This window comes from Zunongwangia sp. L-65, assembly GCF_056859415.1.
Map to the genome: position 1 here is coordinate 1 of NZ_JBSXOK010000063.1, position 14,914 is coordinate 14,914.

Annotated in this window: 15 protein-coding genes; 11 read left to right on the top strand and 4 right to left on the bottom strand. The window is 36.7% G+C overall.

The window, feature by feature from the left end; translation table 11 throughout:
• From AC13DP_RS11160 to AC13DP_RS11195, 8 genes are all read left to right on the top strand, one after another.
• A partial coding sequence (locus AC13DP_RS11160; RefSeq protein WP_483067829.1) for a beta-galactosidase small subunit-related protein occupies positions 1-345 on the top strand: 345 nt, incomplete at its 5' end.
• A 320-nt stretch (positions 346-665) separates the two neighbouring features.
• A complete protein-coding gene (locus AC13DP_RS11165) occupies positions 666-1,514 on the top strand; it encodes a glycoside hydrolase family 16 protein (RefSeq protein WP_483067830.1) in 849 nt (282 codons plus the stop codon).
• 3 nt (positions 1,515-1,517) lie between these two features.
• Positions 1,518-2,747 (top strand): DUF2264 domain-containing protein, encoded by a 1,230-nt coding sequence (locus AC13DP_RS11170; protein ID WP_339812010.1) that lies wholly within the window; start codon positions 1,518-1,520, stop codon positions 2,745-2,747.
• Positions 2,748-2,767: 20 nt separating this feature from the next.
• Positions 2,768-3,886 (top strand): glycoside hydrolase family 43 protein, encoded by a 1,119-nt coding sequence (locus AC13DP_RS11175; RefSeq protein WP_083759731.1) that lies wholly within the window; start codon positions 2,768-2,770, stop codon positions 3,884-3,886.
• An 86-nt stretch (positions 3,887-3,972) separates the two neighbouring features.
• Positions 3,973-6,129: a glycoside hydrolase family 43 protein gene (locus tag AC13DP_RS11180; RefSeq protein ID WP_483067831.1), complete on the top strand. Its 2,157-nt coding sequence runs from the start codon at positions 3,973-3,975 to the stop codon at positions 6,127-6,129.
• Positions 6,130-7,203, top strand: a complete 1,074-nt coding sequence (locus AC13DP_RS11185; RefSeq protein ID WP_483067832.1) for a glycoside hydrolase family 43 protein — start codon at positions 6,130-6,132, stop codon at positions 7,201-7,203.
• Positions 7,204-7,242: 39 nt separating this feature from the next.
• The gene (locus AC13DP_RS11190; protein ID WP_483067833.1) at positions 7,243-8,259 is read left to right on the top strand and encodes a glycoside hydrolase family 43 protein; all 1,017 of its coding nucleotides are present in this window, start codon (positions 7,243-7,245) and stop codon (positions 8,257-8,259) included.
• Positions 8,256-9,233, top strand: coding sequence for a glycoside hydrolase family 43 protein (locus AC13DP_RS11195; protein WP_483067834.1), 978 nt, complete (start codon positions 8,256-8,258; stop codon positions 9,231-9,233). The genes AC13DP_RS11190 and AC13DP_RS11195 overlap by 4 nt, the downstream gene beginning before the upstream one ends.
• 1 nt (position 9,234) lies before the next feature.
• Here the strand turns inward: AC13DP_RS11195 and AC13DP_RS11200 are convergent, their stop codons facing one another.
• On the bottom strand, positions 9,235-10,560 hold the full coding sequence (locus AC13DP_RS11200) for a sugar porter family MFS transporter (RefSeq protein WP_483067835.1): 1,326 nt from the start codon (positions 10,558-10,560) through the stop codon (positions 9,235-9,237).
• Between the two features lie 273 nt (positions 10,561-10,833).
• On the opposite strand from AC13DP_RS11200, the gene AC13DP_RS11205 reads away from it, so the two are divergent.
• Positions 10,834-11,193: a hypothetical protein gene (locus tag AC13DP_RS11205; RefSeq protein WP_013070419.1), complete on the top strand. Its 360-nt coding sequence runs from the start codon at positions 10,834-10,836 to the stop codon at positions 11,191-11,193.
• Between the two features lie 86 nt (positions 11,194-11,279).
• On the opposite strand, the gene AC13DP_RS11210 is transcribed toward AC13DP_RS11205, so the two are convergent.
• The 3 genes from AC13DP_RS11210 to rpe all read right to left on the bottom strand — a co-directional run bounded on the left by AC13DP_RS11210 (position 11,280) and on the right by rpe (position 13,756).
• Positions 11,280-12,026 carry a DUF1835 domain-containing protein gene (locus tag AC13DP_RS11210; protein WP_483067836.1) on the bottom strand — a complete coding sequence of 249 codons (747 nt, stop codon included), beginning with the start codon at positions 12,024-12,026 and terminating at the stop codon, positions 11,280-11,282.
• 109 nt (positions 12,027-12,135) lie between these two features.
• Entirely contained in the window at positions 12,136-13,107 is a 972-nt protein-coding gene (locus AC13DP_RS11215; protein WP_483067837.1) for a YpdA family putative bacillithiol disulfide reductase, read from the bottom strand.
• The gene (gene rpe / locus AC13DP_RS11220) at positions 13,094-13,756 is read right to left on the bottom strand and encodes a ribulose-phosphate 3-epimerase (RefSeq protein ID WP_013070422.1); all 663 of its coding nucleotides are present in this window, start codon (positions 13,754-13,756) and stop codon (positions 13,094-13,096) included. Before rpe ends, AC13DP_RS11215 begins: the two co-directional genes overlap by 14 nt.
• A 131-nt stretch (positions 13,757-13,887) precedes the next feature.
• Here rpe and AC13DP_RS11225 point away from each other — a divergent pair, with 131 nt between their 5' ends.
• Positions 13,888-14,304 (top strand): lipoate--protein ligase family protein, encoded by a 417-nt coding sequence (locus tag AC13DP_RS11225; RefSeq protein ID WP_483067838.1) that lies wholly within the window; start codon positions 13,888-13,890, stop codon positions 14,302-14,304.
• Positions 14,270-14,893, top strand: a complete 624-nt coding sequence (locus AC13DP_RS11230; protein WP_483067839.1) for a lipoate protein ligase C-terminal domain-containing protein — start codon at positions 14,270-14,272, stop codon at positions 14,891-14,893. Before AC13DP_RS11225 ends, AC13DP_RS11230 begins: the two co-directional genes overlap by 35 nt.
• The last annotated feature ends 21 nt before the right edge of the window (positions 14,894-14,914 follow it).

Here is a 14,914-nt window from a genome sequence, read left to right on the forward strand (position 1 = left end):
AACCAGTTTACCTGGGAGTATATTCGTCCGCAGGAAGCAGGGTATAAAACTGATGCGAGATGGATTCGACTTGAAAATAAAAAGGGAGCCGGGTTACAGATTACCGGGGAACAACCCCTGGGCTTTAGCGCATTGAATGTATCGACAGAGGATCTGGATCCGGGGGAATGGAAAGCCCAACGTCACCCTACCGATATTACGGTTCAGGATAAGGTGTTTTTACATATCGATCTCAAGCAGCGCGGCCTTGGTGGTGATGATTCCTGGGGACGGTATCCGCATCAACAGTACCGATTGGAAGATAATAGTTATCAATATTCCTATATTATTTCTTTAATAGACTAGTAGTTAAAATTGGTATAGCAATAAGAAACTTTATGGAATCTTAAGTTTAAGAGTTAGACTCTAAAATAGATTCTAATGATATTACAGTGTGAGTTGGGAACTATCCCCTAACATGGATTAATTTCCTTTGGGGATAGTTTACTTAATAATCGAGATCAAATACATCAATGGAAAGATCCCGAGGGGAGAAATAAATTTAATAACTGACTCATGGATTTGCCTGAGGTAGTTTACTTGATAATGAATAATTGGTTGAAGCTAAAATAAACAGTCTTTGCGATTCCTTTCGTATTGTCATTTTTGATTCAGAATAATAGAATATGCTACAAAAAGTATCGATTTTACTGATTTTAATACTATTTTCTAGAATTTGTGCTGCTCAGCATCATAGTGCTATTCCCAATGGATATAAATTGCTTTGGGCTGATGAGTTTGAAGAAGGAAATAAACCAAATCCTGAATTTTGGAGCTATGAAAATGGTTTTGTGCGGAATGAAGAATTACAATGGTATCAATCTGAAAATGCTATTATTCAAAACGGCAACCTGAGCATTTTAGGAAAAAAAGAATCAGTAAAAAATGATCGCTTTAACCCTGAAAGTAACAATTGGAAAGAAAGCAGGGAATTTGCAGAATACACTTCAGCAAGCATAAATACTAGGGGTAAATTCGATTTTCAATTCGGTATTTTAGAAGTAAAAGCCAAGATCGATACGTCAATGGGAATGTGGCCGGCGATCTGGACTCTTGGTATAGAAAAAGGATGGCCTTCTAATGGAGAGATTGATGTTATGGAATATTATTTGGTCGACCAGAAACCTGCAATTTTGGCCAATGCCGCATGGAAAGGAGCAACCTCTTATGTGTCTTGGGATAGTGAGAAAATTCCTTTTTCAAAATTTCTGAAAAAAGATCCAAAATGGGCGGAGAAGTTTCATGTGTGGAAAATGGAGTGGACTAAAGATTTTATTAAAATCTATCTGGATGACGAATTGCTAAACACGATATCGCTTTCTGAAACTAAGAATCCAGACGGGTTTAATCCCTTTCATCAACCGCATTATATTTTACTGAATCTTGCTATAGGAGGTAATGGCGGTGATCCTTCGGCTACTACTTTTCCAAGGAAATATGAGGTTGATTATGTAAGAGTCTACCAGAAAAAATAATTTATGTTGAAAATATCCAATCTTAGTTTTTTAATTAGTTTACTTTTTATCAGCCTGAACCTATGTGCTCAGGAAGTTGAAGAGTCTTCTCCTAAAGAAGTACGAGAATTCTATGTGAATTCCTTAGTAAAAATAGCAGATCCTGTTTTAAGTAATCTGGCTAAAGGAAAATTAAAAGAAAGTATGCCTATAGAACGTTCACCTGGTGCCTGGGATGATCGTACTCATGTAACTTATCTAGAGGCTTTTGGAAGAACCTTATCGGGGATTGCTCCCTGGTTGGAGCTTGGACCAGATGATACTAAAGAAGGAAAATTTAGAAAAAAATATATCGAATTAGCGCAACTGGCTATTGATAAAGCGACCGATCCCGAATCGGCAGATTTTATGAATTTTAATAAAGATCGCCAGCCTTTGGTAGATGCTGCTTTTTTTGCTCAGGGTTTACTTAGAGCGCCAAAACAGTTGTGGGAGCCACTTTCAGAAACCACAAAAAAGAATGTTATAAAAGCGCTAAAATCGTCTAGAGATATCGAACCTTACTACAGTAATTGGTTACTTTTTACAGGAATGATCGAAGCCGCTTTACTAAAATTTGATGGCAAGGCAGATATGGTTCGACTTACTTACCCCATAAATAAACATATGGAATGGTATCTGGGCGATGGGATGTATGGTGATGGCCCAGATTTTCACTGGGATTACTATAATAGTTTCGTGATTCAGCCAATGCTATTGGACATTCTAAAAGTGATGGATGAAGCCGGAGTTGGTCGAAAAGAAGATTTTAAAAAAGTGCAGCAAAGAGCGCAAAGGTATGCCAGCATCCAGGAGCGATTAATTTCCCCTACCGGAACATATCCGCCAATTGGTAGATCTTTAGCCTATCGTTTTGGTGCTTTTCAATCACTTTCTCAGGTTGCTTTATGGAAAAATTTAAGTAAAGAGATAGCACCTTCTCAGGTTAGATCAGCTTTATATACCATGATAAAAAGACAAATTAAAGCAAAAGGAACCTTCGATAAAGAAGGTTGGCTTCAGGTGGGACTTGTAGGGCATCAAAATAATATTGGAGAAGGCTATATCTCAACTGGAAGTCTTTATTTATGTACAGAAGCTTTTCTTGTATTAGGGCTTTCTCCTGAAGATGAATTCTGGACATCACCCTCACAACCATGGACCCAAAAGAAAATATGGGGAGGGGAAAACATTCCTATAGATCACGCTCATTAATCCTTCAAAAAATAAAAACTATGAATTTGAAATACTTCCTTATTATAACTGCGTTTTTGTTCAGTATCAACGGAAAAGCACAATCTAAGGCTCCTAACTATACGGCATTTTATCCTGGTGAAATCTGGAAAGATACTGATGGTAATCACATTAATGCACACGGAGGTGGCATCATGTTTAAAGACGGTACTTATTACTGGTATGGAGAGCACAAAGGAAAATCCAGTTTGGCCAGAGTAGGGATTACTGTATACTCATCAGATGATTTATATAACTGGAAAAATGAAGGAGTTGCTCTTTCAGTGGCTAAAGATCCGGATTCTGAAATTACTTCAGGTAGTGTGATGGAACGTCCAAAAGTTGTTTTCAATGAAAAAACGGGGCAATATGTAATGTGGTTTCATCTGGAATTAAAAGGACAAGGCTACGCCGCAGCCCGAACCGGGGTAGCTACCAGTGATTCTCCCACCGGACCATTTACATATTTGAAATCGTATCGTCCAAATGCTGGTGAATGGCCAAAAAATTTTAAGGAAGTATGGAAAGAAACACCAAAAGATGGCGACCCAAAAGAATGGTGGACACCAAAATGGAAAAAAGCTTTAGATGAGGGGATGTTTGTTCGCCGTGATTTTGAAAAAGGACAAATGTCTCGTGACATGACCATTTATATTGATAAAGATGGTACCGCATATCATATCACCTCTTCAGAGGAAAATCAAACGCTGCATATTTCAAAATTAACAGATGATTATCTTGATTTTACAGGGGAATGGGTACGTATGCAACCAGGGGGGCAAAATGAAGCGCCTGCAGTTTTTGAAAAAGACGGGTATTATTATATGATCACATCAGGTTTAACCGGTTGGGATCCCAATGCAGCAAGATCTTTTCGCGCTAAATCTATCATGGGCCCGTGGGAGAAATTAGGAAATCCGGCAAAAGGAGAGGATGGCGATAAAACTTTCTTTTCCCAGAGTACTTTTATATTACCGGTAGCGGGAAAGGAGGATACCTTTATTTTTATGGCCGATCGTTGGAGGCCCAAAAATCATATTGATGGTCGTTATATCTGGTTACCGATTGAGTGGGAAAACAACAAACCAGTAATTCGTTGGAAAGAGAGCTGGTCGTTATAAATATAAAGTTTGAGGAATAACTATTCTAATTTCAATAAAAAGTGTATATTTAACACTTAATTGTTAAAATCTGAAAATCCACCACGATGAATATCAAATTCTTATTTAATTCAAGGTTTTTTGTCTTATTGTTATGTTCTGTCATACTTTTTTCATGTGCAGGCGGCGAGAAAGAAAAAGAATATACAGCGTATTTATTTACCTATTTTACTGGGAATGGCGATGGAGAAGAGGCGATTCGTTATGCCGTAAGTGATGATGGCTATAACTTCTACGCATTAAATAATAACAAACCTGTTATTGCTTCAGATTCAATAAGCCGGAGTGGTGGTGTTCGTGATCCTCATATTTTAAGAAAAGAAGATGGTAGTGGTTTTTATATGGTCGTAACAGATCTTTTATCCCAAAAAGGTTGGACAAACACAGCGATGACGTTATTGAAATCTGATGATTTGATAAGCTGGTCCAGTTCTATAATTGATATTCCACAAACCTATCCAGAATTTTCAGAGGTAATGCGTGTTTGGGCGCCACAAACCATTTACGATCCCGCAACTAAAAAATACATGGTTTATTTCTCGATGCTAGAGCCGGGAAGTTATGATAAAATATATTACGCTTATGTAAACAAAGATTTTACAGGACTGGAAAGTGCTCCGAAACAGTTGTTTTTTAACCCTAATGAAAAGGCTTCTATAGATGGCGATATTATTAAAAAAGACAACAAGTTTTATTTGTTCTATAAAACCGAAGGAGATAAAGATAAAGGGATAAAGGTCGCTATTTCAGATTCCTTAACTTCAGGGTATAAGGCTGAACCGGGGAATGTAGATCAAACCGATAAAGCTGTAGAAGGATCTGGTGTGTTTAAGCTAAACAACAGTGAAGATTATATTCTAATGTATGATATGTACACCAGTGGTACTTGTCAATTTACAAAAAGTAAAGACCTTAAAAATTTCAAAGTGATTGATGAAGATATTTCTATGGATTTTCATCCAAGACATGGTACCGTTATGCCCATTACAACTGAAGAATTACAGCGTTTATTAAAGGCTTTTCCTTCGAATGATCTGGTGGGGATAACAGGTACTTCAAATCCTGCTGTAAAAACCAATAATATTGTCATTAAAAGCGATGAAAATACGATTTATCTTCCTGTAAAATATGGGACAGATTTAAGCAGTTTTAATCCTGATTTTAAAGTACTTCCCGGCGTTGCAGTTTCTCCTGAAGGGGCACAGGATTTTTCTAATGGCGCCGTTGTTTATGAAGTTTCCAATGGCGATAAGACTACAAGTTTTAAGGTAACGGTAGCTGTAGCCAATAACCCTGTTGTTGAAGGCTATTATGCTGATCCTGAAATTATTTATTCTGAAAAAGATAAAAAATACTATTTATATCCAACCAGCGATGGCTTTGATGGTTGGTCTGGAACTTATTTTAAAACCTTTTCTTCTGAAGATTTAGTAAACTGGACAGATGAAGGAGTAATTTTGGATTTAGAGAAAGATGTTGAATGGACTAGTAGAAATGCGTGGGCACCAACAATGATCGAGAAGAAAATCGATGGGGAGTATAAGTACTTTTATTATTTTACAGCGGGACAGCAAGTAGGGGTAGCAGTCTCAGATAGCCCTAAAGGACCATTTAAAGATTCAGGAGCGCCATTAATTTCCGAGAAGCCAAGAGGAATAAATGGAGGACAAAATATAGATCCGGATATTTTTGAAGATCCGCAAACAGGTAAAAATTACCTGTATTGGGGAAATGGGTTTTTGGCCGTTGTAGAGCTTAATGATGATATGACAACAATTAAAAGTAAAGAGCCTATAGTTTTAACACCAGATAATACGTTTAGAGAGGGTGCTGAAATCTTTTTTAGAAACGGTAAATATTATTTTATGTGGGCTGAAGATGATACAAGAAGTCCAAATTATAAAGTACGTTACGCAACTGCCGATAGTCCGCTTGGGCCGCTCAGTATTCCTGAAAATAATATTGTGATTCAAAAAGATGTAGAAAAAGAAATTTTAGCTACAGGTCATAATTCGGTTATTCAGGTGCCAGGAAAAGACGAGTGGTATTTGGTGTATCATCGATTTACACGCCCTAAAGGTGAAGCTATGGGAGGAGCCGCCGGATTTCATCGAGAAGTTTCTATCGATAGCTTAACTTTTAATGAAGATGGTTCTGTAATTGAAGTTAAACCAACTTTAGAAGGAATAGCACCTTTACAATAAATGATGCGATTTTTGCCAGTTTTTGTTGCTTTGCCAATGCTCTTTTCCGGAATGGTTTCTTGTAAACAATCAACTTCCGGGGAAAATTCTGTAGAGAGGAACAGGGAAGAAGCGGTAGTAGCCAACGAAGAACTTAATGATAGAATGGCTGCTTACCTTATGGTTTATTTTAAAGATGATGATCATAGCCTGCATTTTGCTTTAAGTAAAGACGGTAGAAGTTTTACAGATATCAATAAAGGAAAAGCGGTAATTGCTGGAGATACTATTGCTGAACAAAAAGGGATAAGAGATCCTCATATTTACCGTGGTCAAGAAGGCAATTTTTATCTGGCAATGACCGATCTTCATATTTTTGCAAAACGTGATGGCATTCGAGAAACCGAATGGCAGCGTGATGGTGAGAAATATGGATGGGGAAACAATCGCGGATTTGTACTAATGAAATCCAGTGACTTAATAAATTGGAGTAATGCGAAGGTTCGTTTAGATCTGTTTTTTCCTGATTTAAAGGAAGTTGGTGCTGCCTGGGCGCCAGAGACTATATACGATCAAAAAGAAGGGAAATTGATGCTGTACTATACCATGCGAATGGGGAATGAGCGTAATCAGATGTACTATTCATACGTTAACGATGATTTTGATAGTTTGATGAGTCCACCAAAATTGATCTTTGAGTATCCAAAAGAGGTTTCTTATATCGATGCCGATATTAGCCAAATTGGTGATCAATTTCATATGTTTTATACACCACATGATGGTACGCCGGGAATAAAGCAGGCGATTTCCTCTAAAATTAATAAGGGGTACAACTACCAGGAAAAATGGATCGATGAAGAGCCAGAGGCTAGTGAAGCTCCAAACCTTTGGAAAATTATTGGTGAAGATAAATGGATCTTGATGTATGATATATACGGAATTCAACCACATAATTTTGGTTTTTTGGAGACTACCGATTTTAATGATTTCAAAAACCTGGGACATTTTAATGAAGGTAAAATGAAAGCCACTAATTTTTCTTCTCCTAAACATGGCGCTGTAATTCATCTTACTCAAAAAGAAGCTGAAATTTAGCCAGTCATTGGGATTTTGAATTTTAAAACACACACCTTCATGAAGCTAAACTTTGGTTTTTTAGTCCTGTTATTCCTTTCGCAATTATCAATTGCTCAGGATAAAATGGATGCTTATCTTTTTGCCTACTTTGAAGGAACAGGAAAGGGAGAACTGCAGGAACAATTAAGGTTTGCGGTGAGCGCAGATGCCCAAAACTGGAAAGCTTTAAACAGTAACCAACCCATTATAGGCTCAGACACTATTTCTAATTCTGGAGGGATTCGGGATCCTCATATTCTAAGAAATGATGGTCAGTTTTTTATAGTAGCAACAGATATGTTTACCATAAAACATGGCTGGGGAAGTAATCCTGGAATCGTTTTAATGCACTCCAAAAACTTAACAGACTGGGAAGCTAACGCCATAGATTTTCAAAAAGAATATCCTGATACCTTTAAAAATGTACAATGGGTGTGGGCACCGCAAACATTTTATGATAAGGATAACGATAAATATCTGGTGTATTTTACCATAAGGTTTTCAGGACAGGATAATCTAGATTTCTATAGTGCATATGCAAATAAAGATTTTACCGGTTTTGAAAGTGAGCCTAGTTTAATGTTCCGGGCAAAATATGGTGCAATTGACGGCGATATTATTTATAAAGATGGTATTTATCATCTTTTTTATAAAGGAAATACTAAAAACGAAAAGGGAGAAGAAATAAAAAATGGTATACAACAGGCGGTTAGTACTTCTTTAGAAGGACCTTGGAGGGAAGACTTTAAATATCTGGATTCCTATGCCAATTCAGATATAGTTGTAGAGGGTTCTTCGGTTTTTAAACTAAATGATAGTGAGCAGTATATCCTGATGTATGATCTATATTCCAGTGGCCGTTACGAGTTTCAGAGAAGCAAGGATCTTTTTAATTTTTCAGAAAAAACAGAAAACTTTACAAAAGATTTTTTTCCACGTCACGGTAGTGTGATCGGGATTACCAAAGAAGAAGTACAAAAACTCCAAAAAAAATGGGGTGGTGTACCCAAAGAACTTTTAAATGAAGGAGAATGAAAATAGTAAACACTTTTTTTATCGTATTTGTATGTATACTCTATGGAGGTAACTTACATGCACAACAAAAATCAGATTCTGCATTTATTTTTGAACCTACACAAAATCCGCTTTTTACCCACAAATATACAGCAGATCCGGCTGCTTTGGTAGAAGGTGATATGTTATGGTTGTTTAGCGGGCATGATTACGAAGGAGGGCAACAAGGTTATAAAATGAAAGATTGGCTCGTGTTTTCTACTAAGGATATGAAAACCTGGGAAGAACATCCAGTACCATTAAAAATTACCGATTTTGAATGGGCAACCAGTGGAGATGCCTATGCCGGTCACGTTGCTAAAAGATATGGAAAGTATTACTGGTATATTAGTACCAATTGGAATGGAATTGGTGTTGCCGTAGCCGATAAACCAGAAGGCCCATATAAAGATGCGTTGGGAGAGCCATTATTAACTAATGAAGATTGCTTCGCCTCTACACATTCCTGGACGTGTATAGATCCTGCAATTTTTATCGATGAAGATGATCAGCCTTGGATTTTTTGGGGAAATGGAGTTTGTTATTACGCCAGGCTTAAAGACAATATGATCGAAATCGAAGGAGATATTAAGAAAATTGATTTTGATGGTTTTGAATTTACCGAGGCGCCCTGGGTGCATAAGGCTAATGGCAAATATTACCTGACGTATGCTACTGGGTTTCCAGAAAAAATAGCTTATGCTATGGCAGATGATATCGAGGGGCCTTATGAATATAAAGGGATTTTAAATGAAATTGCAGGGAATAGCAATACCAACCATCAGTCAATCGTAGCATTTAATAATGATTGGTATTTTATTTATCATAATGGAGGCATTCAAACCGATGGTTCTAGTTATAGCAGATCTGTCTGTATTGAAAAAATGGAATACAATGATGATGGAACTATCAAGCCAATTGTAATGACAACCAAAGGAATTTATAATGAAGAATAAATTATTCTTCTGCTGCAGATAATCCCAGGCCTAAGTCTTCCAGAGATTTGCCTTTGGTTTCTGGCATCATAAATTTCACATACAACAATTGCAAAACCATCATAAATGCAAAGCAGGCAAAAACCCATCCCGGACCAATACTACCAAATAAAACGGGAACCAGTGAAGGGATGATGGCGGCCAGTACCCAATGAGTAGACGATCCAAAAGCCTGTCCACCCGCACGTAGGTGATTAGGGAAAATTTCAGAAATAAAAACCCAAATAACCGAGCCCTGTCCAATAGCGTGAGCGGCGATAAAAATAAAGATAAAGATAGGCACACTCATGCCGCCCCAATCTAAAAAGAAAGCGGCAGATACCATGGATAAAGAAATAATGTAGCCTATAGAACCTATAAACATTAAAGTACGTCGCCCTAAGCGATCGATTAAAAATAAGGCCAGGAAGGTGAAAATAATATTGGTTACACCAACACCAATACTGCTAAGCAGGGAAGCACTTTCTTCTAAACCAGCTTCTTCAAAAATCCTTGGGGCGTAATAGAGAAGAGCGTTAATTCCCGAGAACTGGTTGAAAAAGGCAATAAGAAAAGCTAATATCAAAGGTTTACGATACTTTTTCATAAAAATGGTTTCATGACTGGATTTTCCATGATCGGCTTGCCGCTTAATTTCAGCAATCTTATCGTCTAAGTTTTTAGAAGTATCAATTTTCGATAAAATACTTCGAGCTTTTTCAATTTTACCCTGTGCGATTAACCAACGGGGGCTTTGCGGGATAACCAGTACTAAAAAAGTATAAATTAATGCTGGCAAAGCTTCCATACCTACCATCCAACGCCAGGGTTCGCTACCGCTATCTCGTAAAAGGTAATTCGACGCATAAGCCGCAAGCATTCCTAATACAATATTGAACTGATAGAAAGCAACCAGGCGACCCCGGTCTTTTTCAGGAGCGATTTCAGAAATATAAGCTGGTGCCGCGATGGTGGAAGCTCCAACTCCCAATCCGCCGATAAATCTGAAAATCCCGAAAGTAATAGGGTCATCTACCAAAGCAGATCCTAATGCAGAAATTACATATAATATTCCTATAAAAAATAAACTCTTTTTTCTTCCCAGGGCATTGGTAGGAATACCTCCAAAAACCGCTCCAGCTACCGTGCCCCACAATGCCATACCAATTACATAGGTGCCATGAAACGCATCAGAGCTTTGCCAGATTTGTTGTAATTGTTTTTCAGCTCCCGAAATTACTACGGTATCAAAACCAAATAGAAATCCTGCAAACGCGGCGCAAAGTGACCAGAGTACTATTTTATTCATTCTGTTAAAATAAAAATTAAAATTTTTGAGAATATAGCCATTTTTATCGAAATGATAATTTAATGTTGAAAATATCAGGAATTTGTATTTCAGAAGTTTATAAAAAATACGCAATTATTTTATTCTGATTTTAGACAGGGTAAAATTGAGATACCTCCGAAAACGATATTGTGAAGATTTTATATCTTCGAGTTAAACCTTACATAAATGCTTTTTTAAGTCTATGGATTGAACATATTTTCGCTGAGTATTAACAACAAAAAAAATAAAATTATGGCATCTTATTTAAGAACGGAGGAGATAAAAACATCATTGCGGGTATTGGTAAATCAGTATATTGAGGAGTGCAGGGATTGTGATAAAATACCCCAGGATTTTATTGATTTGTTACGCCATAACTTTTTAGCAAAGTTCGTTTTTTATAATAAGAACGATAAAACTATAGAAATAGGTATTAATAAAGGATCATCACCAGAGGGGTATCCTAATATTAAAGTCTTTAGTTTTCCTGTAAATAAAGCTGTGGAATGGCTGGACGAATCATTTAAAAGTGAAACAAACGATTTAGAGTTCTATGGAAAATTACTGAATAGAAACGAAATAATTAGTTCATCAGAATTAGTATTGATTTAAAGAATAGTTCAAATGTTGTAATACGGGAGGTTGTCTCTTAGGTTTGTTGCGAACAAGTCTAGAAGACAGTCTCCTTATTTTATTGTTTACTTATAAGCGCTTGCTTGCTCAACAAGTTTTTTAACCTGTAAATCGCCAAAGCCATAAATACTTTCGCGTTTACAAAATTCCCTAAAAATAAGGGTGAAATCATCTGTTTGTAGCTCATTCATAATACTTAAGATAGAAGCTACCGGACGTCCTGGATAATTCTCCTGCGGAATTCGGGCGATATGGGCTTCAACGGCGGGAAGAATGAATGGGAATTCTTCTTGTAGATTTATAGCCATTTGCTTTAGTCTTCCTAGCTCGTTATTTTGATAGTACCGCCAAAGCTTTGCAAAATCCAGAATATTATGTACCAATTTTCGATGCTTATAAGCTAAGGTTAATTCTGTTTCACTTAATCTGCTAAATCCATATTGGCTATGCTCTTTTGGCATTATCAGGAAAATAGTTTTTAAAGATGGATTTTCAATGATTAAAGAAGTAACAAACCATAAATTAGCCTGGCAGAAAAGGTCATGTTCAAACCAAAGATTGATCTCGCAGTTTTGGTTAATATCCAAAATTTTTTGAAACTCAGATTTTACGTTTTTGAAATAATTTTCTTCAGTTTCATCATAGTTTTTACAAATAAAATTTGCCCTGTTTGTAAAAAAGCTATCAAAATCATCTCCTTTTGTAGTCCCTTCTATGAAACATTCCCTTGCTATAATTAATTTACCTTTAAGGGCTTTAGGAAATTGATACTTTAGGGCATCGCCGTTTAGAATATGACATTGGGGTAGCATAGGGAAAAAATGAATACCTAAAGATAGTTCATTTTAATGTAAAATAAAATATCCCAAATTCAGCAAAAATCAATAATTAAATTGCCTAATTTGGGATTCCCTGTTATAATTATCCAATGATATCGGCGACTATAAGTTTGGCGTGAATTCTGGAATTTTCTATAAACCATTTATGCGTTTCCATCCCTCCGCATATTACTCCGGCAAGGTAAATTCCGGGAATATTGGTTTCCATGGTATTTTCATCATACATCGGGATTTTTTTATCTTCGTCTTTTAAAGAGATTCCGATATTATCCAGAAACTCAAAATTAGGGCGATATCCCGTCAATAATAGCACAAAATCATTTTCTAGAGTCGTCTCGCCATCGGACGTTTGTACAATTACTTCTTTTTCTTTAATCTCTTTAATAGAAGAATTAAAATAGGCTTTAATGCTGCCTTCTTCTATTCTGTTAACAATATCTGGTCGCACCCAATATTTTACACGAGGCCCAATATCCTCGGCCCGTACAATCATTGTCACTTCACCGCCCTTTCTATAAATTTCTAAAGCAGCATCTACTGCCGAATTACTAGCGCCAACAACAATGGTTTTTTGAGTAGCGTAATAATGAGGATCGTTGTAATAATGCGCTACTTTAGGGAGTTCTTCTCCCTGCACACCAATATAATTTGGAATGTCATAAAATCCGGTGGCTATCACCACATTTTTTGCTTTATAAAAACCTTTTGTAGTGATAACTTCTTTTATAGTAGAATTTGATTTTACTTCCGTAACCTTTTCGAACAAATGAATGTTCACCTGGTTAGACGTTGCGATCCTGCGATAATATTCTAAAGCTTCAGCTTTTCTTGGTTTAGGGTTGTTGCTTATAAAGGGGATGCCATCTAACTCTAATTTTTCTGATGTTGAAAAGAAAGTCATATTAGTAGGATAGTGGTAAAGGCTGTTCACCAAACATCCTTTCTCCAGGATCAGATAGGTGAGGCCGTGTTTTTCAGCTTCCAGACCACATGCAATCCCAATTGGACCGCCGCCTATAATTACAATGTCGTAAGTATCGTTATGAATTTGCAAGATGCTTTAACTCTTTAATAGTTTCTAATTGATTTTCGGCTTTAAACACATAACTGCCGGCCACCAGAATATCTGCGCCGGCGTTTATTAGCTCTAAAGCATTTTTATTGGTTACCCCACCATCGATCTCGATTAAGGTTTCTGCATTCTGATTTAAAATCATTTCTTTTAAACGTTGTACTTTATGGTAGGTATGCTCAATAAAGCTTTGACCACCAAACCCTGGGTTAACACTCATTACAAGTACTATGTCGATATCCTTGATCACATCTTTCAATAAATCTACATTAGTGTGAGGATTTATCGCTACACCGGCTTTCATACCTTCTGCTTTTATGGCTTGTAATGTTCTATGTAAGTGGGGGCAGGCTTCATAATGTACGGTAAGATGGTTGGCGCCAAGATCAGCGAATTCTTTTATATATCGATCTGGATCTACAATCATAAGATGCACATCCAGTGGCTTTTTGGCATGTTTGTTAATTGCCTGTAGCACCGGCATTCCAAAGGAAATATTGGGTACAAAAACACCATCCATAATATCAACGTGAAACCACTGGGCCTGGCTTTTATTAACGGTTTCTATGTCGCGTTGCAGATTTGCAAAATCAGCGGCGAGTAGGGAAGGGGCAATTATCTTTTCTTTCATTGTAACAGCATGTTTCTCTAACAAAAATACTAAGAATATGTTTGAAGCGTAAAGAATTAGAGGAAAAGCTTTCACGGTTTCCCTATCGACCTATAATTGAATATCTTTGAAAAAAACTAAAGGAAAATACCATGATTTTTATCGAAAATGAAGGAAATAACGACCCGTTTTTAAACCTGGCACTAGAAGAGTATATACTAAGAAACTTTGATGAAGGGCAGGATTACCTGTTGTTTTACATTAATGAACCCTCGATTATTATCGGTAGAAATCAAAACACGCTTGAAGAGATTAATCATTCTTATGTTGAAGAAAAAAATATTAAAGTAGTACGAAGAATTTCTGGAGGTGGAGCGGTATACCATGATTTCGGAAATTTGAATTTTAGTTTTATTACAGATTATGATGTTAAAAGTTTAAATAACTTTAGAAAGTTTACGGAGCCGGTAATTAAAGTACTGAATAAAATGGGAGTGCCGGCTGAGTTAAAAGGTAGGAACGATATTGTAGTTAATGATCGTAAAAATATCTGGAAATGCTCAGTTTAGTAGTGTAAAAAGAATGTTTAGTCATGGTACTTTATTGCTAGATTCAGATTTGGATGAGGTCACTCGGGCGTTGCAGGTAAAAATGAGCAAGATTCAGTCTAAAGGACATAAATCGGTTCGCAGTCGTGTGGCTAATATTAGTGAATTTTTAGAGGAGTCATTAGATATCGAAAGCTTCCGAACTATTATTTTAAAGGGGTTGTACGAAGAACGCGAGGAATTCGAGACTTATCATTTAACGGCAGAGGAGTGGGAAGAAGTACGCCAATTAAAGACTGAGAAGTATGAAGCCTGGGATTGGAATTACGGGCGATCGCCTAAATTTAATATTCAGCGTACCAGGCGTTTCCCAGTAGGAGAGATTGATTTACGTATTTTTGTAAATAAAGGCTACATTGAAGAATTTAAGATTTTTGGGGATTTCTTTGGGAAAGAACCTGTATCAGATATCGAAAATAAACTAATTGGTGCCCGCTATGAAAAACTAGAAATAGAGTCGCTTTTAGCCAATATCGATACGAGATTTTATTTTGGAGATCTGCCTAAAAAAGATTTTATAAATCTTGTGTATGGAGAAGATGAGGAATAATTCCTCAAAAATTGGGTGCCA